The sequence below is a fragment of the Microbacterium ureisolvens genome, assembly GCF_019511645.1.
GTDB classification, from domain to species: domain Bacteria; phylum Actinomycetota; class Actinomycetes; order Actinomycetales; family Microbacteriaceae; genus Microbacterium; species Microbacterium ureisolvens_A.
This window is the reverse complement of the sequence record NZ_JAEUAX010000009.1, coordinates 1-20951: the sequence shown is the minus strand read 5'-3', so window position 1 is coordinate 20951 and position 20951 is coordinate 1. Positions and strand designations below refer to the sequence as shown.

The 20951-nt window shown below is 70.2% G+C and carries 18 protein-coding genes; 5 read left to right on the top strand and 13 right to left on the bottom strand.

All coding sequences use genetic code 11. The features are described from left to right. Positions 1–197 precede the first annotated feature (197 nt). Entirely contained in the window at positions 198–866 is a 669-nt protein-coding gene (locus JNB61_RS14985; protein ID WP_220340130.1) for an alpha/beta hydrolase, read from the bottom strand. Positions 867–957: 91 nt separating this feature from the next. Here JNB61_RS14985 and JNB61_RS14980 point away from each other — a divergent pair, with 91 nt between their 5' ends. The 3 genes from JNB61_RS14980 to JNB61_RS14970 all read left to right on the top strand — a co-directional run bounded on the left by JNB61_RS14980 (position 958) and on the right by JNB61_RS14970 (position 5487). Further along, the gene (locus JNB61_RS14980) at positions 958–1545 is read left to right on the top strand and encodes an NUDIX hydrolase family protein (protein WP_159847036.1); all 588 of its coding nucleotides are present in this window, start codon (positions 958–960) and stop codon (positions 1543–1545) included. Between the two features lie 65 nt (positions 1546–1610). Continuing rightward, positions 1611–3524: a M3 family metallopeptidase gene (locus JNB61_RS14975; protein WP_220340129.1), complete on the top strand. Its 1914-nt coding sequence runs from the start codon at positions 1611–1613 to the stop codon at positions 3522–3524. A gap of 214 nt (positions 3525–3738) precedes the next feature. Next, on the top strand, positions 3739–5487 hold the full coding sequence (locus JNB61_RS14970) for a hypothetical protein (RefSeq protein ID WP_223214873.1): 1749 nt from the start codon (positions 3739–3741) through the stop codon (positions 5485–5487). 265 nt (positions 5488–5752) lie between these two features. Here the strand turns inward: JNB61_RS14970 and JNB61_RS14965 are convergent, their stop codons facing one another. The 3 genes from JNB61_RS14965 to JNB61_RS14955 form a co-directional block, all read right to left on the bottom strand. Then, the gene (locus JNB61_RS14965) at positions 5753–6823 is read right to left on the bottom strand and encodes a threonine aldolase family protein (RefSeq protein ID WP_220340128.1); all 1071 of its coding nucleotides are present in this window, start codon (positions 6821–6823) and stop codon (positions 5753–5755) included. A gap of 49 nt (positions 6824–6872) precedes the next feature. After that, positions 6873–7586 (bottom strand): SDR family NAD(P)-dependent oxidoreductase, encoded by a 714-nt coding sequence (locus JNB61_RS14960; RefSeq protein WP_220340127.1) that lies wholly within the window; start codon positions 7584–7586, stop codon positions 6873–6875. Positions 7587–7659: 73 nt separating this feature from the next. Further along, a complete protein-coding gene (locus JNB61_RS14955; protein WP_220340126.1) occupies positions 7660–9081 on the bottom strand; it encodes a DUF6421 family protein in 1422 nt (473 codons plus the stop codon). A gap of 115 nt (positions 9082–9196) precedes the next feature. On the opposite strand from JNB61_RS14955, the gene JNB61_RS14950 reads away from it, so the two are divergent. Both JNB61_RS14950 and JNB61_RS14945 read left to right on the top strand, forming a co-directional pair. Continuing rightward, positions 9197–9643, top strand: a complete 447-nt coding sequence (locus JNB61_RS14950; RefSeq protein WP_220292504.1) for an Lrp/AsnC family transcriptional regulator — start codon at positions 9197–9199, stop codon at positions 9641–9643. A gap of 180 nt (positions 9644–9823) precedes the next feature. Further along, the gene (locus JNB61_RS14945) at positions 9824–10789 is read left to right on the top strand and encodes a diacylglycerol/lipid kinase family protein (protein ID WP_222855464.1); all 966 of its coding nucleotides are present in this window, start codon (positions 9824–9826) and stop codon (positions 10787–10789) included. A gap of 21 nt (positions 10790–10810) precedes the next feature. Here JNB61_RS14945 and JNB61_RS14940 read toward each other — a convergent pair whose 3' ends face one another. From JNB61_RS14940 to JNB61_RS14900, 9 genes are all read right to left on the bottom strand, one after another. Continuing rightward, positions 10811–12328 carry a CoA-acylating methylmalonate-semialdehyde dehydrogenase gene (locus JNB61_RS14940; RefSeq protein ID WP_220340125.1) on the bottom strand — a complete coding sequence of 506 codons (1518 nt, stop codon included), beginning with the start codon at positions 12326–12328 and terminating at the stop codon, positions 10811–10813. A 46-nt stretch (positions 12329–12374) separates the two neighbouring features. Beyond that, the gene (locus JNB61_RS14935) at positions 12375–13691 is read right to left on the bottom strand and encodes an aspartate aminotransferase family protein (RefSeq protein WP_159847015.1); all 1317 of its coding nucleotides are present in this window, start codon (positions 13689–13691) and stop codon (positions 12375–12377) included. Positions 13692–13760: 69 nt separating this feature from the next. Continuing rightward, positions 13761–14936 (bottom strand): ABC transporter substrate-binding protein, encoded by a 1176-nt coding sequence (locus JNB61_RS14930; RefSeq protein ID WP_220340124.1) that lies wholly within the window; start codon positions 14934–14936, stop codon positions 13761–13763. A gap of 75 nt (positions 14937–15011) precedes the next feature. After that, a complete protein-coding gene (locus tag JNB61_RS14925; RefSeq protein ID WP_220292470.1) occupies positions 15012–15851 on the bottom strand; it encodes an ABC transporter permease in 840 nt (279 codons plus the stop codon). Continuing rightward, the gene (locus JNB61_RS14920) at positions 15848–16639 is read right to left on the bottom strand and encodes an ABC transporter ATP-binding protein (RefSeq protein WP_159847006.1); all 792 of its coding nucleotides are present in this window, start codon (positions 16637–16639) and stop codon (positions 15848–15850) included. Before JNB61_RS14920 ends, JNB61_RS14925 begins: the two co-directional genes overlap by 4 nt. After that, positions 16636–17565 (bottom strand): ABC transporter permease, encoded by a 930-nt coding sequence (locus JNB61_RS14915; RefSeq protein ID WP_159847003.1) that lies wholly within the window; start codon positions 17563–17565, stop codon positions 16636–16638. Before JNB61_RS14915 ends, JNB61_RS14920 begins: the two co-directional genes overlap by 4 nt. Before the next feature lie 10 nt (positions 17566–17575). Further along, a complete protein-coding gene (locus JNB61_RS14910; protein ID WP_220340123.1) occupies positions 17576–18595 on the bottom strand; it encodes a TIGR03842 family LLM class F420-dependent oxidoreductase in 1020 nt (339 codons plus the stop codon). An 8-nt stretch (positions 18596–18603) separates the two neighbouring features. Beyond that, on the bottom strand, positions 18604–20037 hold the full coding sequence (gene hydA, locus JNB61_RS14905) for a dihydropyrimidinase (RefSeq protein WP_220340122.1): 1434 nt from the start codon (positions 20035–20037) through the stop codon (positions 18604–18606). A gap of 15 nt (positions 20038–20052) precedes the next feature. Beyond that, positions 20053–20901, bottom strand: a complete 849-nt coding sequence (locus tag JNB61_RS14900; RefSeq protein ID WP_220340185.1) for a nitrilase-related carbon-nitrogen hydrolase — start codon at positions 20899–20901, stop codon at positions 20053–20055. Positions 20902–20951: the final 50 nt, after the last annotated feature.

The following is a 20951-nucleotide window of genomic DNA, read 5'->3' as shown; positions in this document are numbered from 1 at the left end:
CATGCCGGAGCGAGTGAGGAAGCGGCGGATCGACGGCAGCGCGAAGTTGTTCAAGCGCTGGTGCGTCGAGAGTCGACGGAGCAGCGCGATTACAGCGCGGTCGCGTCGATCAGCTTCAAGGGAGTTCCTCACGGAGGGGACAAGGCCGTCAGCCACCATAGCCGACATCCCCGGGCATGGCCAGGGGAGGGGGAGCGTCAGGCGTCGGCGGTGGTGAGTTCTTCGAGCTGCTTGTCGAGGAAGACGCGCACGTCGGTGAGCTCCTGCTCCGAGACGCTGTGCGTGAGGCCCGGGTAGACGCGGCCGCTGAGGTCGACGCGCTCGGGAAGCCACTGCGTGGTGTGCTCGATCAGCAACCCCGGGATGACGTCGTCCCTCGTGCCGCGGCCCCAGAACACCGGCGGGCGCCGGTCGGCGAGCTCGGCGTCCTTGGGGAGGTCGCCGGGCGTCACGTAGCCCGACAGGTTCACGGCGAAGGCGAACCGCTGCGGGTCGAGCCGCATGGCCTGCAGCGACACCGCACCCCCTTGCGAGAAGCCGAGAAGACCCACGGATGCTGCGCCCTCGGCGTGCGCGTCGACCCAGCTGATCACGGCCTCGGCGGCGCGCGTCACATGCGAGGGGTCGCGGCCGTCGAGCCCGTCGATCGGGTACCAGGAACGGCCCGGTGCCGGCCACGGCGGAACCAGCGGAGCGGCGAGGCTGGCGACGGCCAACGCGTCGGGGAGGTAGCCGCGGAGCGGGTACAGATCGTGCTCGTCGGCGCCGTAGCCGTGCAGGAGCAGAAGGAGGTGGCGCCCTGCGAGGGCCGACGGGTCGGTCGACCAGAGCACGGCGTCGGCATCGAGGACGAGCGCTTCCGGCATGCCCTCATCCTGACACGCGGCGCCGACACGGCCGAGGCTCGGCGGGGGCGAATCCTCGTCGCGAGCGGTCCGCGCGGGGTATACAAGAGGCATGTCCGTGCGCACTCCCGACCCCGAACCAGCGGGCGACGAGCCGTTCGGCCCGCCGGCCGGCAACGTCTCGAACCCCGCGTGGCTGAGCGACATCGAGCTCGAAGAGGCCCGCCGCCGCCTGCCGATGCTGTACGTCGAGGGTGTGCCGGTGCGCACCGACGGGATGGGCCAGGTCACCCAGGTGGGCATCCTGCTGCGGGCGACCCCGATCGGCGAGATCTCGCGCACCATCGTCTCGGGCCGTGTGCGCTACGGCGAGACCATCCGGGACGCGCTGTTCCGCCACCTGGAGAACGACCTCGGGCCGATGGCCTTCCCGCTGCTGCCGCCCCAGCCGACGCCGTTCACCGTGGCGGAGTACTTCCCGCTCCCGGGTGTAAGCGCCTACCACGACGACCGTCAGCACGCCGTGTCGCTCGCGTTCGTCGTCCCGGTCACGGGCACGTGCGAGCCGCGACAGGACGCGCTCGAGGTGACATGGCTGACACCCGAGGAGGCGGCATCCGATGCCCTCTCCGCCGAGATGGAGGGCGGACGCGGCACGCTCGTGCGCATGGCGCTCGCGAGCGTCGGGGCGCTGCGCTGACGTCTTCCGCGGCGGCCGAGATCCCGCCCTCGCGCGGTGTCCCCGTCCCCGCCTAGGCTCGCAGAGTGACCCTCGCACCCCTGCCCTTCCCGTCCGATGCCGCCGGGTGGGCGGCCTTCGTGACCGAGCGCCCCGCTGAACGCATCGCCCGCGTGCACGAGATCGACGCGCGCCTGACCTCCGAGACCGGCCTGAGCACCGCCGAACGCCTGGAGCTCTGGAACGACGCCGACATCGCGCTCGCCGAAGCGCTGAGCGAGGCCTACGTCGTGAGCGAGGCGCACCCCGATGCCGAGGTGCGCGAGACCGCGGAGTCGCAGGTGCAGGCGGTCGAGTCGCTGTCGGCGGCGCGCCTGCTGAACCGCGACCTCTGGGGCGCTTTCGCGGATGCCTCGACCGAGGCGCTCGACGCCGATCAGACGCGTCTGCTCACCCATCTGCTGCGCGACTTCCGTCGCGGCGGCGTCGAGCTCGACGAGGCGGACCGCGAGCGGGCGCGCCGGCTGGCCGACCGCGACACCGAGCTGTCGCTGGCGTTCTCCCGCAACATCCGCGACGGGCGCCGCGAGATCACCGTCCCGGCCGACGGTCTCGCCGGAATGCCGCAGGACTTCATCGACGCCCATCCCGCCGACGAAGCCGGCCGGGTGACGCTGTCGACCGACTACCCCGATCTCATGCCGATCCGCGACTACGCGCACGACCGCCAGACCCGTGTCGCGCTGGTGAGCGCGTACAACGACCTCGCATGGCCCGAGAACGACGCGATCCTCGCCGAGCTGCTCGAGGTGCGCGCCGAGCGCGCCCGCCTTCTCGGCTATCCGGACTGGGCCGACTACGAGACCGAGACCCGCATGATCGGTGGCGGTGCCGAGATCCCGGCCTTCCTCTCGCGTCTCGACGACGCCTCTCGGGCTGCGACGGATGCCGAGTACCCGGTCCTGCTCGAGCGCCTCCGCCGCGACATCCCCGACGCCGACGTCGTCTCGATCGCCGACTTCTGGTACCTGCTCGGCGCGATCAAGCGGGAGCAGTACGACGTCGACGCGCAGCTCGTGCGCTCGTACTTCCCGTTCGACCGGGTCGTGGAGGGCGTGCTGGACGTGACCGGGCGCCTTCTCGACGTCGAGTACGTGCCCGTCGACGTTCCCGCATGGCACGACGACGTGCAGTCGTTCGATGTCGTGCGGGGCGGCGACCGCCTGGGCCGCATCCACCTCGATCTGCACCCGCGCGAGGGCAAGTTCAGCCACGCCGCGTGCTTCCCGCTGGCGCCCGGTGTCGCCGGACGCGTGCTCCCCGAAGCGGCGCTGCTGTGCAACTTCTCGCGCGGCCTCCTCGAGCACGACGAGGTCGTGACGTTCTTCCACGAGTTCGGTCACCTCGTGCACGACATACTCGGCGGCCGGCAGCGGTTCGCCCGGTTCAGCGGAGTCGCCACCGAGTGGGACTTCGTCGAGGCGCCGAGCCAGCTCCTCGAGGAATGGGCGTGGGATGCCGAAGTGCTCGCCTCGTTCAGCGCGAATGCCGACGGCGAGCCGATCCCCGCCGATCTCGTCGAGCGCATGCGCACCGCCGACGCCTTCGGCCGCGCGCTCGAGGTGCGCCGACAGCTGGGTCACGCGAACGTGTCGTACCACCTGCACGTCGACCGGCCGGCCGACCTGCAGGCGGAGACGGAGCGCTTGTACGCGGCATCCAGCCCGGTTCAGCCTCTCCGCGGGCTGCACCCGTATGCCGGGTTCGGCCACCTCACGGGGTACGGCGCCTGCTACTACACGTATCAGTGGAGCCTGGTGATCGCGCGCGACCTGCTGAGCGGTTTCGCTGCCGGGTTGATGGACCCCGAAGCCGCTCGCCGCTACCGCACGGAAGTGCTGGAACGGGGCGGATCGCGGGACGCGCGGGACCTCGTCGAAGCGTTCCTCGGACGGCCCTCTTCGTTCGACGCGTACCGTCGGTGGCTGGCGGGCGAATGACGTTTCGCGCACACAGCCGGGCGTTGTAGGGTTCACCTACCCCCGAAGCGCAGTCACCCGCGACACACCCCCCGGTGTCGTAGAGGACGGTGCGGTCACTGATGCTCGCGCGCGCGGCGACACTTCGCCGGTGCGGCGGGCGCGATACCGCACGCCTCCGCCGCGAGCACTCGCCGACGCAGCACCACCCTCGCCACAGAAAGCGGAGAAACCGATGTCCGACCATGCTCAGAGCGCCGGAAACACGGGTCAGGACGACCCGACCCCGTTCGACAACCTCATCGGTGACACCGCGACGACCGCGTTCGGGTCGGGGTTCACGACGACCTTCCGCGGGTACGACAAGGAAGAGGTCGACGCCGCCATCGCCGGGCTCGATGCGCGCATGCGCGCCGCCACCGACGAGGTCGCGCAGCTGAAGCAGCACCAGCGTCGCGCCGGTGCGGCGGTCGCGCAGAGCCGCGCGAAGGCCGAGCGTCTCGAGGCCGAGCTCCAGGCTGCCACCGAGCGTCGCCAGGCCGAGATCGAGGCGGCGATTGCAGAACGTCAGGCTGAGTTCGACGCCGCGCTGGCGGCCCGCCAGGAAGAGATCGAGCGGCTCGAAGCGGCCCTCGCCGACGCCGAGCAGGCCCGCGAGGCGGAGCTCGAGCGCGTCGCGGCCGAGGCATCCGCCGCCCGCGAGGAAGAGGGCGATGCCGTCCAGCGGCTCCGGGCGGAGCTGGAGCTCGCGCACGCGAAGATCGCCGACGCCGAGCAGCGTGTGCAGACCCTGAGCGACGAGCTCGTCGGCGCGACGACCGAGTCGCCCAACCGCCAGCAGTTCGAGGAGGTGCTGCGCGTCGCCGAAGACCAGGCGAGCCTGCTCATCCGCAATGCGACGATCCAGGGCGACCGCCTGCTCGAGGCCGCGCGGGAAGAGATCGCCAACCGGCGCGCGTCGGCGCAGGCAGAGGCCGATGCCATCGTCTCGCAAGCCCAGCACGACGCCCAGCAGATCAAGCTGAAGATCGATACCGAGCTCACTGCGCACGAGGCGCGCCTCGAGCGCGAGGCCGCCCACGCGGCGGAGAAGGTGTCGCAGGCCGAGCGTGAGGCCGCCGCCATCCGGTCCGAGGCTGAGAAGGGCGCGGCCGTGCTGCGTTCGACCGTCGCCCGCGAGACGGCCCGCGATCGCGCCGAGGCCGAGGAGACGGTGCGCGAGCTGCGGCTGCGCGCCCTCGAGTTCGAGGCATCCCTCACCCGTCGCCAGGACGACGCGCACCAGGAGTTCCTCGTGCTGCACAATCAGGCGGTCGCGCACGCCGAGCGCATCACGCAGGACGCCAACGAGCAGGTCGCCGCCTCGCTCGAGCACGCGCAGCGCGTCTCGGTGAAGGCCGAGGACTTCGAGCGCCTCATGCGCGCCCAGTCGCAGCAGATCGAGGCCGATGCGCAGCTGCGGGCCCGCGAGCACCTCGAGCGCGCCCACGTGAAGGCCGAGCGCATCATCGACCTGGTCACGACGCACTCGCAGTCCGTGCTGCGCGACGCCGAGGACCGCACCCGACAGCTGCGCTGGCAGCAGCATCAGCTCATGAGCTTCATGGCCGAGGTCAAGGAGCTCATCCGCCCCGAGGGAGTTCTCGCGACGGCCGAGCCCGAGCCCGAGGGCGAGGGAGCGGAGGCGACGGCTGCTGCGGGCCCGGTCGATGTCGAGGCCGAGGGCGAGGGAGCGGAGGCGACGGCTGCTGCGGGCCCGGTCGATGTCGAGGCCGAGGTTGTCGAGGCCGAGGTGACGAACGCCGAGGGCACCGAGTCCGAAGGCCAGGAGAGCGAGGGTGAGCACCACGAGGCCACCGAGCCCGAGGACGAACACCACGAGGCCACCGAGCCCGAGGGCGAACACGACGAGGCCACCGAGCCCGAGGGCGAGCAGCCCGAGTCCGAACGCCCCCACTCAGCCGAGGAGCACAACCAAGGCTGATCGGCGGCCCCTGCGGCGCCTGCGGGCGCTCTGGCGCCCGAAGACGAAACGCCTCGAACCTGCGGCCCGCGCCGGGGTTCGGGGCGTTTCGTCTCGCTCGTCCCTCGCTCGCTCAACTCGTTCCCGGCTCGTTCACCGAGCGGGGAATCCGAGTCTGGGGGCATCCGCCCCTTCTTCGACAGGCAACCGGGCCCATACAGGAGCGTCGAGCGACGACTCTCCTGTGGAAGCCCGGTTGACCCGTTGAGGCGGTCGCCGCGCCGGATCAGGCGGCCGAGGTCTCCCGCGCGATGGCGGCGAGGAAGGCGTCGATGTCGTTCTCGCTCGTGTCGAACGAGCACATCCAGCGGACCTCGTTCTTCGCGGCATCCCAGTCGTAGAACCGGAACGAGGTGCGCAGGCGCTCGGCGACGTCGTCGGGCAGCGTCGCGAACACCCCATTGGCCTGGGTCGGCTGGGTGAACCCGACGCCGCGGATCGTGCCGGCGGCGAGACCTGCCTCGATGCCGCTGCGCAGGCGCTGCGCCATCGCGTTGGAGTGCGAGGCGTTGCGCAGCCACAGGTCGCCTTCGAGCAGGGCGAGCAGCTGCGCCGAGACGAAGCGCATCTTCGAGGCGAGCTGCATGTCGAGCTTGCGCAGGAACTTCAGCCCCGTCGACGCGCCGGGGTTGAGCACGACGACCGCCTCGCCGAGCATCGCGCCGTTCTTCGTGCCACCGAAGCTGAGCACGTCGACGCCCACGTCGCGCGTGAATTCGCGCAACGGCAGGCCGAGTGCCGCAGCGGCGTTCGAGATGCGCGAGCCGTCCATGTGGAGGTTCATGCCGAGGCTGTGTGCGTGATCGGCGATCGCACGGATCTCGTCGACCGAGTACAGGGTGCCGAGCTCGGTCGACTGGGTGATCGAGACGACCAGGGGCTGCGCGCGGTGCTCGTCGCCCCAGCCCCATGCCTCGCGGTCGATGAGCTCGGGCGTGAGCTTGCCGTCGTCCGTCGGGACGGTCAGCAGCTTGATGCCGGCCACGCGCTCGGGCGCGCCGCCCTCGTCGACGTTGATGTGCGCGGTACCGGCCGAGACGACGGCGCCCCAGCGGGGGAGCATCGACTGCAGGCCGACGACGTTGGCGCCGGTGCCGTTGAACACCGGGTACGCCTCGACGCCCTCGCCGAAGTGCCGGGCCATGACTGCCTGCAGGCGCTCCGTGTAGACGTCGTCGCCGTATGCGACCTGGTGGCCGTCGTTGGCGGCAGCGATCGCCGCGAGGACCTCGGGGTGGATGCCGGAGTAGTTGTCGCTGGCGAAGCCGCGCAGGTTCGGGTCGTGGATCGTGGTCACGGGTGTCCAATCTTGTTCGCGTGCGGCCGGGCGGGAGTGCCGCCGGCCGTCAGAGCGAGGGGTCGGTGAGTTCGACGATGGTGTCGTTGACATCCGCCGCGTCGGTGAGCCAGAGGTCGCTGAACCGCTGCGCGAGGGCCTCCTCGAGTCCGTCGAGGCTCTTCACGCGGAAGATCACGGATGCTGCGGCCAGCGGCTTGTCCGCATCCCGCGCATCCTTCGCGAAGCCCTGCGCGACGGCGCGCGTCCACGCCTCGGTGGCCGCCTTCACCGCGGCGTAGTTCGCGCCCGCGGCGACGGGACGTGTGACGGCCGTCGACGACACCACTGCCAGGCGGCCGGCCTCCGACGCCCGGAGATCGGCGTCGAACGCGCGGCTGACGTGGCGGAGAGCGGTGAGCGAGCCCTCGAGGAAGCGGTAGTCGGCGTCCGTCTGACCCGCCAGGCCCCCTCCGCCGCGCCAGCCGCCCACGAGGTGCAGCACGCCGTCCACGGGTCCGTCGGCCTCGTGGACGCGCTCGGCGAGAGAGGCGACCGCGTCCTCGTCGCCGAGGTCGCATACCTCGGTGCGAACGCTTCCGGACGGGGCGGTGCCCAGGCGCTCAGCATCCGCGTCGAGGGAGTCCACCAGGTCCCGCAGCTTGCCGGCGTCGCGGCCGACGGCCACCACCCTTGCACCCGCGTCGCGCAGGACGCGGGCGGCGGTGAGGCCCGAAGCGCTGGTCGCGCCGGCGATGATCACGAGTCTGCCTGAGACGGTCATGTCTCCAGCCTCCCACGTCGCGAACGAGCGCTCCCGGCGAGAAGCGACGTCTCGCCGAGAACGCGCGCCCGCGTCAGGAATCGCGTCCCGTGATCCCGGCCGTCGATTCGATGACGGGCTTCATCTTCTTGTCGAGGGCTTCGAAGAACATCGACAGCGGGAACTCGTCGTCCAGCACCGCGTCGGTGTAGCCCTTCGGAGTGCCGGCGAGCACCTCGTCGGGCAGGCCCCGCGCCCACTGCGAGGCGGGGTTCGGCGTCAGCGTCGAACGCACCAGGTCGTAGGCCGCGAGCCAGTGCGCGGTCTTCGGCCGGTCGATCGAGCGCCAGTAGAGCTCGTCGATCGCCTCGCCGAGCGCGATGACGGCGGCCGGGACGTCGTCCCAGTCGAAGGCGAGCGCCGTGTCGGTCCAGTGCAGCACGTCGCGCTGGTGCAGCCAGGCGAACAGCAGCTGGCCGCCGAGCCCGTCGTAGTTGCGCACGCGCGAGCCGGTGATCGAGAACCGGAAGATGCGGTCGAAGATGACCGCGTACTGCACGAGCTTCGCGTGCTCGAGCATCTCGGCCTCGGCCGTCGTCAGCGACTCCTGCGCGGCCAGGCGCTTCTCGATGGCGACGCATTCGCGGAACGCCGTGAGGTCGCACCGCAGCTCCTCGAGCGAGTACAGGAAGTACGGCATCCGCTGCTTGATCATGAACGGGTCGAACGGCAGGTCGCCGCGCATGTGGGTGCGGTCGTGGATGATGTCCCACATCACGAACGTCTTCTCGGTGAGCTCCTGGTCGTCGAGCATGCGGAGGGCGTCGTCGGGCAGGTCGAGCTTCGTGATGTCGGCGGCGGCGCGCACGACGCGGCGGTAGCGCGCGGCCTCGCGGTCCTGGAAGATCGCGCCCCACGTGAAGGTGGGGATCTCGCGCATCGCGACGGTCTCAGGGAACAGCACCGCGCTGTTCGTGTCGTATCCGGGCGTGAAGTCGACGAATCGCAGCGACACGAACAGCTTGTTGCCGTAGTCGCCGGCCTCGAGCTGCGCGATGAACTCGGGCCAGATCACCTCGACGAGCACCGCCTCGACGTGGCGGTCGCGCGAGCCGTTCTGCGTGTACATCGGGAACACGACGAGATGACGAATGCCGTCGGCCCGCTGCTGTTGGGGCTGGAAGGCCTCGAGCGAGTCGAGGAAGTCGGGGACGGCGAACCCCTGGTCCTCCCAGCGCTCGAAGTCGCGCACGGCGGCGGACAGGTACTCGGCGTCGTGGGGAAAGGCGGGCGCCAGCGCGCGGATGCCGGCCGTGATCTCGGAGACGAGAGCGCGCGCCTCGTCGTGGGCGGCAGCATCCGGAATCGATCCGTCCTGCGCCTGGAGGCTCTGGATCGCCGTCGCGGCCGCCTTGAGGCGCAGCCAGGCGTCGCTCGTCTCAGCCATGCGGGCGTCGTCGACGACCTCGGGTTCGCCGACGATCGCCTTCGTCGTGTGAAGGGCGCTGCTGGACATGGTGAACCTCCGATCTTCGAGTGCGGTTTCGCTCTCGATTCTAGAGAACTTCCCTTGTCTGCACGATTCAGCAGGAAAATTTCCTGTCCGCGGTTAGAGTGGAGCCGTGCCCGCCCTGGACGATGCGATCGATGCCGCCATCGTGCGCGAGGTTTCCCAGGACGCCCGCGCCACGCTGGCCGACCTGTCGGCGGCGGTCGGGCTGTCGGTGTCCGCCGTGCAGGCGCGGCTGCGCCGACTCGAAAGCCGCGGCGTCATCACCGGCTACCGCGCCCTGGTCGACGCCGAGGCCGTCGGCAAGCCGCTCGCCGCCTTCGTCGAGATCACACCGCTCGACCCCGCGCAGCCCGACAATGCGCCCGAGCTTCTCGAGCATCTGTCCGAGATCGAGGCGTGCCACTCGATCGCGGGCGACGCCAGCTACATCCTTCTCGTGCGGGTCGCCTCGCCGCGTCACCTCGAGTCGCTGATCCGCGACATCCGCGCCGCCGCCTCGGTCAACACCCGCACGACCGTCGTGCTGCAGACGTTCTACGAGAACCGCCCGATCCTCCCGGCCTGACGACCCGCGCAGCTCCGCACGGTCGTCGAGCCAGGGCATCGCCGTCGAGACCGGGGACGTCGCCCGTGGTCTCGGTGCAGGTTTCCGGTTCGGCACCCGCGGGCGGTGAGCCCCTGTGCATCCCCGGGGCAGCGGCGCAAGTCCAGGCCTCGGCGACGGCGCGTGGGTAGTGTCGCGGGTATGGAGTCCGCCTCGGCGCCGGAACCGCGTGGTCGCGGGGTGCTCATCATCCGCAACACGGCCTCGGGCACGGCGGTGGTGCGGGCGGATCCCGCCGGCACCTTCGCCGCGCGGCTGCCCGCGGCGCAGATCCGCGAGATCGGCGAAGACGAGGATCTCGAGGACGTCGTCGCCGTGGCGATGGCCGGCGACGATCCACCCACGGTGCTCGGCGTCTACGGCGGTGACGGGTCGGTGTCGCGCATGGCGCATCTCGCCCGCCGGTACGACCGGCCTCTCCTCGCCATGCCCGGCGGCACTTTCAACCACTTCGTGCGGGCGCTCGGGATCGACAGTGTGGATGCCGCCGTCGACGCGTATGAGGCCGGCTCGACGGTCGAGGTCGGCGTCGCCGACGCGAGGGCGGACGACGATGCGCCGCTCACGGTGCTGAACGTGGTGTCGGTCGGTGCCTACCCGGAACTGATCGAGGAGCGGGAGCGCCGCAACAGCCTCGGCAAGTGGCTCGGAGGGGTGGCGGCGACCGCGGTGGCTCTGCGACGGGCCGAGCCCCTGACGATCGTGCGCAGCGGACACCGTGCCCGCGTGTGGTCGGTCTTCGTGAGCGTCGGGCGCAACGACCCGGACCGGGTGGCCACGATGCAGCGCCGGGAGGCCGATGCCGGCGTGCTGGACGTGCGCATCCACCACGCCCGCGGCTCGAAGGTGCGCGCTCTGGCGTCGCTCGCGTTCGGCAAGCGAACGGCCGCGGTGATGCGCGCGCTGCGGCTCTTCCCCCGCGACACCGACATCGAGCGGCTCGTGGTGCGCGAGCTCGACCTCGGCGTTCGCCCCGAGCCCGGGCACCCGTCCGTGTTCGTCCACGACGGCGAGCTCGAGCAGCGCGATGCCGCGGGGTTCCGCCTGCGCTGCATCGCCCGGCCGGCGGCGGTGAAGATCTTCGCCCCGCCGCCGGTCGACGATTGAGGGCCCTCCTGCGGGCGAGCGTCAGTCGTGCTGGGGGAAGCCCAGGTTGATGCCGCCGTGCGAGGGGTCGAGCCAGCGCGAGGTGATCGCCTTCTCGGCCGTGAAGAACTCGAAGCCGTGCGGGCCGTAGGCCTTCGCGTCGCCGAACAGCGACGCCTTCCACCCGCCGAACGAGTGGTACGCGACAGGAACCGGGATCGGCACGTTGATGCCGATCATGCCCACGGTCGCCTCTCGCTGGAAGCGTCGGGCGGCACCGCCGTCGTTCGTGAAGATCGCCGTGCCGTTGCCGTACCGGCTGGAATTGATGATCCCGAGGCCCTCCTCGTAGCCCTCGACGCGCACGACCGAGAGCACCGGCCCGAAGATCTCGTCGGTGTACACCGTCGACGACGTCGGCACGTTGTCGATGAGCGTGGGTCCGAGCCAGAAGCCGTTCTCGTCGCCGTCGATCTCGACGTCGCGTCCGTCGACCACCACCGAGGCGCCGTCGGCGTCGGCCACGTCGAGGTACGACGTCACCTTGTCGCGGTGCTGACCGGTGATGAGCGGACCCATGTCGCAGCCGCGCGTGCCGTCGCCCACCTTGAGCCCCGCCATGCGCTCGGCGACCTTCGCGACGAACGCGTCGGCGACCGTGTCGACCGCGAGCACGACGGAGATCGCCATGCAGCGCTCGCCCGCCGAGCCGAAGCCCGCGTTGACGGCGGCGTCGGCGGCGAGGTCGAGGTCGGCATCCGGCAGCACCAGCATGTGGTTCTTCGCACCGCCCAGCGCCTGGACGCGCTTGCCGTGCGACGTGGCGGTCTCGTAGACGTACTTGGCGATCGGCGTCGAGCCGACGAACGAGATCGCGCGCACATCGGGGTGCTCGAGCAGCGCGTCGACCGCCTCCTTGTCGCCGTGCACGACATTGAACACGCCGTCCGGGAGCCCCGCCTCCGTGAGCAGGCCCGCAAGCCAGTTCGCGGCGGTCGGGTCCTTCTCGGAGGGCTTCAGCACCACGGCGTTGCCGGCGGCCAGAGCGATCGAGAAGAACCACAGCGGCACCATCGCCGGGAAGTTGAACGGGCTGATGATGCCCACGACGCCGAGCGGCTGGCGCAGCGTGTAGACGTCGATGCCGGTCGACACGTTCTCGGAGTAGGCGCCCTTCGTCAGATGCCCGAGGCCGCACGCGAACTCGACGACCTCCATGCCGCGGGCGATCTCGCCGCGCGCGTCGGAGAGCACCTTGCCGTGCTCCGAGGTGAGGATCTCGGCCAGCTCCTCCTTGCGGGCGTTCAGCAGCTCGCGGAATGCGAAGAGCACCGACTGGCGCTTCGCGATCGACGCGTCGCGCCATTGCAGCCACGCCGCGGACGCAGCATCCACCGCCTGCCCGACGTCTTCGCGCGACGCGAACCGCACCTCCTTCTGGACCGTCCCGAGTGCGGGATTGAACACGTGGCCGGTGCGCTCGGATGTCCCGGCCCAGGGGGCGCCGTTGATCCAGTGGTCGAGAACCGCCGTCTCGGTGCGCGGCAGGGTGTCAGTCATCGTGTTCCTCCTTCGGAAGCCCTCCTCGTGAGAGGGCGTGCACGTGTCACGCGAGGTCGCCTTCGACCTTCGTCAGAGCTTCATCGTAAATCGACATCGCCTCCTGCACCTCCCCGTCGGTGACGACGCAGGGCGGCACGACGTGGATGCGGTTCTCCGCGGCGAAGGGCAGAAGCCCTCGCGACGTGAGCTCCTTCTTGAGACGGCCGATCACGTCGGCGCCGACCGGCTCACGCGTTTCGCGGTCGGTCACGAGGTCGAGCGCCCAGAAGACGCCCTCACCGCGCACCTCGCCGATGAGCGGGTGCTTCTCCGCCAGCTCCGCGAGCCCGGGCCCGATGGCGTCCTCGCCCACGCGGCGGGCGTTGTCGACGATGCCCTCCGATTCCATGGCATCGATCGCGGCGATGATGGATGCTGCGGCCAGCGGGTGACCCGAGTACGTGAGTCCGCCGGGGAAGACGCGGTCGTCGAACGTCGCCGAGATCTCCGGCGAGATGATCACGCCGCCCACCGGCACGTAGCCGGAGTTCACGCCTTTCGCGAAGGTGATGAGGTCGGGGACGACGTCGTAGCCCTGGAAGGCGAACCAGCGGCCGGTGCGCCCGAACCCCGCCATGACCTCGTCGAGGATCAGGACGATCCCGTACTTGTCGGCCAGCGCCCGGACGCCCGCGAGGTACCCGGGTGGCGGAAGCATGATGCCGGCGGTGCCGGGGATCGACTCGAGCAGCAGCGCCGCGATCGTCGACGGTCCCTCCGACTGGATGACGCGCTCGAGATGGTGCAGCGCCCGCTCGGACTCCTCCTCGGGGGTCGTCGCCCAGAACTCGGTGCGGTACAGGAAGGGGCCGAAGAAGTGCACGTGTCCGCGGGCGAACTGGTTCGGCATCCGTCGCCAGTCGCCCGTCGCGACGATCGCCGCACCGGTGTTGCCGTGGTACGAGCGGTAGGTCGAGAGCACCGTGTCGCGTCCGGTGTGAAGGCGCGCCATGCGGATGGCGTTCTCGATCGCGTCGGCGCCGCCGTTGGTGAAGAACACCTTGGCGAATCCGTCCGGCGCCTTGTCGAGGATCCTCTGCGCCGCCTGGCCGCGGTGGAGATTCGCCGTGGCGGGGCCGATCGTCGCGAGACGCTCGGCCTGCTCCCGGATGGCGGCGACGACGGCAGGATGCTGATGCCCGATGTTGACGTTGACCAGCTGGCTCGAGAAGTCGAGCATGCGGTTGCCGGCGTGGTCCCACACGACGGTGCCCGAGCCGCCGGCGATCACCGGGAGGTCGAGGCCGGCCTGCGCGGACCAGGAGTGGAACACGTGCTCGCGGTCGAGTTCTTTCGCGAGCGCGTCGAGGTCTTCGGTCATCGCTTCATCCTCCTCGTCGAGGCGCGGGGGCGCCACGCCTTCGCGTGGCGCCCCCGCTGGTGGTTGGGCCTACTGGCCGCCCTCGGTGAGGGTGACCTCGATCGGCGTGTACTCGCCGGCGACTTCGATGCCCTCGTCCTTCAACTCGTCGAGCGCCTTCTCGATGTACTCGTTCGAGTACGCCGAGTCGGCGGGCTCGGTCGTGATGAGCTCCAGGTCGTCCTGGTTCTTGGCCGAGAGCGCACCGGCGACCGTCTTGTCCCACGCCGCCGCGTCCACGAGGCCGAAATCGGCGCCCGTCCAGATGAGCTTGTTGACCTCGTTCATCATCCACTGCTGGTGCACGGGACCGACCGGGAATGCGGCCTCCGCGTTCGACGCGATGTCGTACACGATCGACGCGGCCTCCTCGGGATTGTCCCGCGCGAAGATCCAGCCCTTCGTGACCGCCTTGAGGAACCGCACCGCCGCGTCGGCGTAGGCCGGGTCGTCCTCGAGGCGCTGCGTGTCGGCCCAGATGGCGTCCTGCAGCATCGCGCCCTCGGTGTCTTCGTACGAGATGACGTCGAAGTCCTCGGGCTGGTAGAGCTCGCCGGTCGCCGGGTTCACGACCTCGAGGATCTGCGCCCACTCGTTGTACGTCATCGCCTGGGCCGCGTCGACGTCGCGGTCGAGGAGGGCGTTCATCGAGAAGTCCTGCGTCGTGATCGACACGGTGGTCGCGTCGAGGTCTTCCGCGGCCATCGCCGCGAAGATCTCCCACTCGTTGCCGAAGCCCCACGAGCCGATCCGCTTGCCCTCGAAGTCGGCGACCTCGGTGATGCCGTCGCCGGCCCACGAGACCTGGAGCGTCCCCGACTTCTGGAACACCTGCGCGATGTCGGTGAGTTCGACGCCCGTGGCCTCGAGCGTGCCGAGCACCTTGGGAACCCACGCGATCGCGAAGTCCACGTCGCCCGCGACGAGCGCGTCCTGCGGCACGATGTCGCCGCCCGACGGGATGATCTCGACGTCGTCGAACCCCTCTTCCTCGAAGTAGCCCTTCTCCTGCGCCACGTAATACCCCGCGAACTGCGCCTGCGGCAGCCACTGCAGCTGCAGCTTGATCGACGTGAGGGGCTCGAAGTCCTCGCTCCCGCCTCCGCCGTCGCCGGAGTCCTCGGACCCGGAACAGGCGGCGAGCGCGAGTGCCGCCACGGTGAGGAGGGATGCCGCGGCCAAGCCGCGTCTGATGCTGTGTCTCATTGCGTTCCTTTCGTGTGGTGCGTTGTCTTTCCCTCGGCGGTGGAGCCTGTGGCCGGTGGTCGATCTCGTCGACGCTCAGGCCGACGACCGCCTCGTCGCCAGCCGCTCCAGGAGTGAGGTGACGAGGAAGAACACGAGGCCGATGATGATGCCGCCGAGCACGTACGCCCACGCCAGTGCCGCGCGGCCGGACTTCGCGTAGGTGGCGATCGCGGTGCCGATGCCGTCGGCAGGACCGCCGAAGTACTCGGCGACCAGCGCGGCGATCACGGCGAGCGAGCTCGCGATGCGCAGGCCCGTCATGAGGTACGGCAGCGCGGTGGGCAGAGTGAGCACGCGGAAGGTCTGCCACCCGGACGCCGCGGACGCGCGCAGCAGGTCGCGGTGCACCGGACGGGTCTGTCTGAGGCCCCGCAGCACGTTCACGAACACCGGGATGAAGGCGGCGATCGTGGCCACGGCCTGCCGCCCGAACTGGCTGGAGGCGCCGAACATCGTGTTGAGGATCGGCGTGATGGCGACGATGGGGATGACCGCGAGCGCCGACACCAGAGGGGCGAGCATGCCGTCGATCGGCTTGGCGGCTGCGGCGAGCCCCGCGAACAGGAGCGCGAGGAGCGAGCCCACCACGAGGCCGATGAGCGCGTTCGTGGCCGTGATCGTCATGTCGTCGAGGATGATCGGGAACCGCCGCACGAACTCCTCGGCGATCGCGATGGGGCTCGGCAGCATGCGCGGCGCCGTGCCGAGCACGTCGACCCAGAAGGTCCACCCCGCGAGGATGAGGACCCCCACGACGATCGGCGCCACCCACTTCAGCCAGCCCGGAAGCTCCCGCTCCGCCGGCATCGGGCGCGGCGTCTTGCCCGACGGTGCGGGGGCCGCGGGCAGCATCGTGGTCGCGGCATCCGTCATGATTCCCTCGCCCTCGTGACGGGGGTGCCGTGGAGTGCCTCGCGGACCGCCGTGACGCGGTCGAAGAACTCGGGGGATTCGCGCAGGGCCTCGTCGCGCACGTCGCCGAGGTCCGTCTCGATGACGTCGGTGATGCGGCCAGGGCGCGGGCTCATCACGACGACGCGGTCGGAGAGGAAGACCGCCTCGGGGATCGAGTGGGTCACGAACACGACGGCCGCAGAGGTCTCTGCGGCGATGCGGGTCAGCTCGGACTGCAGGCGCTCGCGCGTCATCTCGTCGAGCGCGCCGAACGGCTCGTCCATGAGGAGGAGCTTCGGGCGCGCGGCGAGCGCGCGGGCGATCGCGACGCGCTGCTGCATGCCGCCGGAGAGCTGATCGGGATAGCGATCGACGAAGTCCGAGAGGCCCACGAGCTCCGCGAGCTCGGCGACGCGCGCGGCGCGGTCCGCCTTCCCGGTGCCGTGCAGTTCCAGCGGCAGGCCGATGTTGGCGCCGACGGTGCGCCAGGGAAGGAGCCCCGCCTGCTGGAAGGCGATGCCGTAGTCCTGGTCGATGCGGGCGCGCTTGGCCGGCTTGCCGAAGATCTCGAGGATCCCGCTCGTGGCCTGGTCGAGGTCCGCGATGAGGCGGAGCAGGGTCGACTTGCCGCAGCCCGAGGGGCCGATCAGCGAGACGAACTCCCCGGCCGCGACCTCGAGTTCGACATCGGTCAGTGCGACGACCTCCCCGGTCTTCGTCGGGAACACCTTGCCGACGCCGGCGGCGTGGACTGCGGGGTCCGTCATGCGGTCGCTTCTCCTCTGCGGTAGTTGGCGAGTCCGAGGCCGATGAGCGCCACGGAGCCCGCTGCGATGAGGCCCAGTGCGATGGAGCCGAAGGTCGGACCCCACGGCGCGGCGGGGTCCGAGGAGGCCTGGCCGGCGAGCTGGATGAGCATGCGCCCGATGCCGCCGCGCATGCCGATCGACACTTCCGCGACGACGGCGCCGAGCACCGCGTTCGCCGCGGCGAGCCGGAGCGCGGGAAGGAGGTGGGGCACCGCGGCCGGCAGGCGCAGGCGGAACAGCGTCGCCCAGTAGCCGGCGGCGTAGCTGTTCATGAGGTCGAGGTGGATGCGGTCCGGCGACGCGAGGCCCCGCAGCACGCCCACCGCGACCGGGAAGAACGCGAGGTACGAGGCGATGACGGCGACCGAGAGCCACTGCGGCCACGTGCCGCCTCCGCGGTCGATCTGGTTGCCGATGGCGTTGACGACGGGAGCGAACGCGATGAGCGGGACGATCTGGCTCACCACGATCCAGGGGAGCAGGCCCCACTCCAGCAGACGCCAGCGCTGCATCACGAGGCCGAGCACTGCGCCCACGGCGACGCCGATCAGCCAGCCGACCGCCGCGATGCCCAGTGTCACCAGCGCGGCGCCGGCCACCGAGACCCAGAGGGGCGGGGTGTCGCCGCCGCTGGTCGGCGCGAACAGGCGGGCGGCCATGTCCCAGATGTGCGGCATGGCGCGGTCGTGCGTACGCGGGAGGATCATGACGCCCGAACCGGATTCGCCCGCAACCCCGCCCACGACGAAGCCCTCGCTGGGGCCCGCGAACTTGTACAGTTCCCACAGCAGGAGCACGGCGAGCACTCCGAGCGCACCCCAGCCGGCTGCGATCCATCCACGCAGCTCGCCCTGTCGCCGGGCAGACCAGCCGATGGGCCTCATGCGGCCGCCGTCACTTCTTGGCCGTCACGTGGGCCGAAAGAGCCGGGATGACCGTCTCGCCGTAGACCCGGAGGGTCTCCTCCTTGTTGTCGTGCTGGAGGTACCCGGCGAACTGCGTGACCCCGAGTTCGCGCAGCTGCTCCAGCTTCGCGATGTGCTCGTCGGCCGTTCCGAGGATGCAGAAGCGGTCCACGATGTCGTCGGGCACGAAGTCGACGTGGTCGTTGTCGGCCTTGCCATGCGTGTTGTAGTCGTAGCCCCGGCGCCGCTCGATGTAGTCGGTGAGCGCCTCGGGCACGCCTCCGCCGTGGTGGCCGTACTTCGCCACGATGTCGGCGACGTGGTTGCCGACCATGCCGCCGAACCACCGGCACTGGTCCCGCATGTGCTCCCAGTCGTCGCCGATGTACATCGGCGCCGCCACGCAGAAGGCCAGCGACTCGGGGTCGCGCCCGGCGGCGGCCGCGGCATCCTTCACCGTCTTGATCATCCAGGCGGCGATGTCGACGTCCGCGAGCTGCAGGATGAAGCCGTCGCCGACCTCGCCGGTGAGCTTGAGTGCCATCGGTCCGTACGCGGCGACCCACACGTCGAGCTCGGAGCCGCGGCTCCACGGGAACTGCAGGGTCGCGCCCTTGTATTCGACCGGCCGCGAGTTGGCGAGCTCGCGGATCACGTGGATCGACTCGCGCAGCTCGGCCATCGTGGTCGGCCGGCCGTTGGTGACACGCACCGCCGAGTCGCCCCGGCCGATGCCGCAGATGGTGCGGTTGCCGTACATCTCGTTGAGCGTGGCGAAGACGGATGCCGTGACCGTCCAGTCCCGCGTCGCGGGGTTCGTCACGAACGGCCCCACGGTCACGCGCTTCGTCTCGGCGAGGATCGCGGAGTGGATGACGTACGGCTCCTGCCACAGCAGGTGCGAGTCGAAGGTCCACACGTGGCTGAAGCCGTGGGCCTCGGCGAGCTTGGCGAGCTGCACCGTCCGCGCGGCGGGCGGATTGGTCTGGAGGACGACACCGAAGTCCATGGGGTTCCTTAGATCAGGTACTGCGAGAGGCCGCGCTTGAGGAACCGGCCGTCGCCCTTGGCGCCGAGGTACTGGCCGCCGTCGACCACGACCTTGCCGCGCGAGATGACGGTGTCGACGTGCCCGTCGATCTCGAATCCCTCCCACGCGGAGTGGTCCATGTTCATGTGATGCGAGGCCGCCGAGATGGTGGTGTGGCCGTTCGGGTCGTAGACCACCACGTCACCGTCGGCGCCGGGCTGGATGACACCCTTGCGTCCGTACAGGCCGAACATGCGCGCCGGGGTGGTCGAGGTGAGCTCCACCCACCGCTCGAGCGTGATCTTGCCGGTCACGACGCCCTGGTACATCAGGTCCATGCGGTGCTCGACCGACCCGATGCCGTTCGGGATCGCGCGGAAGTCGTCGAGCCCCAGCTCCTTCTGGCCCTTCATGCAGAACGGGCAGTGGTCGGTCGACACCATCTGGATGTCGTTCGTGCGCAGCGCCTGCCACATGTGGTGCTGGTGGCCTTCCTTCTGGCTGCGCAGCGGCGTCGAGCACACCCACTTCGCGCCCTCGAACTGCCCCCACTCCTCGCTGAACGCGCCGAGCTGCTCCTCGAGCGACAGGTACAGGTACTGCGGACAGGTCTCGCCGAAGACGTTCCAGCCCTGGTCGCGCGCCCACGCGATCTGGTCGACCGCCTGCTTGGCGCTCACGTGCACCGTGTACAGCGGAGCACCGGTGAGGTTCGCGAGCATGATCGCGCGGTGGGTGGCCTCCTCCTCCATCTGCCACGCACGGGCGATGCCGTGGTAGTACGGCGCCTTCTTGCCGGCGTCGGCCAGCTGCGCGGCGAGCACGTCGATCGCGGGGCCGTTCTCGGCGTGCATCATCGTGAGCAGCCCGGTCTCGGCCGACACCTGCATGGCCTTGAGCACCTGCGCGTCGTCGGAGTAGAAGACGCCGGGGTAGGCCATGAAGAGCTTGAAGCTCGAGACGCCCTCGTCGAGGAGACCCCGCATCGCCGCGAGGGAGTCCTCGTCGACGCCGCCGACGATCTGGTGGAAGCCGTAGTCGATCGCGCAGTTGCCCGCCGCCTTCTCGTGCCAGGCGGCGAGGCCGTCCTGCACGCGCTCGCCGTAGCGCTGCACGGCGAAGTCGATGATCGACGTCGTGCCGCCCCACGCCGCGGCCCGCGTGCCGGTCTCGAACGTGTCGGAGGCGTTCGTGCCGCCGAAGGGGAGCTCCATGTGGGTGTGCGCATCGATGCCGCCCGGGATCACGTATCTGCCGGTCGCGTCGATGACGGTGTCGACGGATGCCGCGACATCCGTCCCGAGAAGCTGCGAGCCGGGCGCGAGCACCGCTGCGATGGTCTCGCCGTCGATGAGCACGTCGGCCTCGCCGCGGCCGGTCGCCGAGACGACGGTGCCGCCCTTGATGAGTGTGGTGGTCATGTCAGTCCGCCTTCCTCACGGCTTCGCGATCTTCGTGTAGGAGTCGGGCCGGCGGTCGCGGTAGAACTGCCAGTCGTCGCGCATGTCGCGCACCATGTCGAGGTCGAGGTCGCGCACCAGCAGCTCCTCGTGCTCGCCCGAGCCGCGCTCGCCCACGAAGTTGCCCCGCGGGTCGATGACCTGGCTCGTGCCGTAGAAGTCCACGGCGAGGTCGCCGTACTCGTTGTCTTCGCGGCCCACGCGATTGGGCTGCAGCACGAAGTAGCCGTTCGCCACGGCCGCGGCCGGACCCTCGACCTCCCAGAGCCGGTTCGACAGCCCCGGCTTCGTGGCGTTCGGGTTGAAGACGATGTGCGCGTCGTTGAGGCCGAGCTCGCGCCAGCCCTCGGGGAAATGGCGGTCGTAGCAGATGTACATGCCGATCCGGCCCACCGCGGTGTCGAACACCGGGTAGCCGAGGTTGCCCGGCCGGAAGTAGAACTTCTCCCAGAACCGGTCGAGATGGGGGAGGTGGTGCTTGCGGTACTTGCCGAGGATCGTGCCGTCGGCGCCGACCAGCACGGCGGTGTTGTAGTACACGCCGGTCTCGGCCTCTTCGTAGATCGGCAGCACCGTCACGATCCCGAGCTCCTTCGCGATCGCGGCGAACCGCTGCACGATCGGCCCCTCGGACGACTCCGCGAAGCGGTAGTACTTCTTGTCCTGCGTGATCCCGAAGTAAGGACCGTAGAACAGCTCCTGGAAGCACACCACCTGCGCACCCTGGGCCGCGGCGTCGCGCGCGAAACCTTCGTGCTTGTCGAGCATCGACTCCTTGTCGCCCGTCCAGGTGGTCTGCGAAATCGCCGCGCGTACCGTCGTCATCGTCTCTCCGTTCATGAACCGGCGGGTGCCGTGTTCGTCCGTCCCTCGGG

Coding starts and splice junctions, on each gene's coding strand:
- JNB61_RS14985 (WP_220340130.1), bottom strand. CDS start 866: ATGCCGGAAGCGCTCGTCCTCGATGCCGACGCCGTGCTCTGGTCGACC.
- JNB61_RS14980 (WP_159847036.1), top strand. CDS start 958: ATGTCCGTGCGCACTCCCGACCCCGAACCAGCGGGCGACGAGCCGTTC.
- JNB61_RS14970 (WP_223214873.1), top strand. CDS start 3,739: ATGTCCGACCATGCTCAGAGCGCCGGAAACACGGGTCAGGACGACCCG.
- JNB61_RS14960 (WP_220340127.1), bottom strand. CDS start 7,586: ATGACCGTCTCAGGCAGACTCGTGATCATCGCCGGCGCGACCAGCGCT.
- JNB61_RS14955 (WP_220340126.1), bottom strand. CDS start 9,081: ATGTCCAGCAGCGCCCTTCACACGACGAAGGCGATCGTCGGCGAACCC.
- JNB61_RS14945 (WP_222855464.1), top strand. CDS start 9,824: ATGGAGTCCGCCTCGGCGCCGGAACCGCGTGGTCGCGGGGTGCTCATC.
- JNB61_RS14940 (WP_220340125.1), bottom strand. CDS start 12,328: ATGACTGACACCCTGCCGCGCACCGAGACGGCGGTTCTCGACCACTGG.
- JNB61_RS14935 (WP_159847015.1), bottom strand. CDS start 13,691: ATGACCGAAGACCTCGACGCGCTCGCGAAAGAACTCGACCGCGAGCAC.
- JNB61_RS14930 (WP_220340124.1), bottom strand. CDS start 14,936: ATGAGACACAGCATCAGACGCGGCTTGGCCGCGGCATCCCTCCTCACC.
- JNB61_RS14925 (WP_220292470.1), bottom strand. CDS start 15,851: ATGACGGATGCCGCGACCACGATGCTGCCCGCGGCCCCCGCACCGTCG.
- JNB61_RS14920 (WP_159847006.1), bottom strand. CDS start 16,639: ATGACGGACCCCGCAGTCCACGCCGCCGGCGTCGGCAAGGTGTTCCCG.
- JNB61_RS14915 (WP_159847003.1), bottom strand. CDS start 17,565: ATGAGGCCCATCGGCTGGTCTGCCCGGCGACAGGGCGAGCTGCGTGGA.
- JNB61_RS14910 (WP_220340123.1), bottom strand. CDS start 18,595: ATGGACTTCGGTGTCGTCCTCCAGACCAATCCGCCCGCCGCGCGGACG.
- hydA (WP_220340122.1), bottom strand. CDS start 20,037: ATGACCACCACACTCATCAAGGGCGGCACCGTCGTCTCGGCGACCGGC.
- JNB61_RS14900 (WP_220340185.1), bottom strand. CDS start 20,901: ATGACGACGGTACGCGCGGCGATTTCGCAGACCACCTGGACGGGCGAC.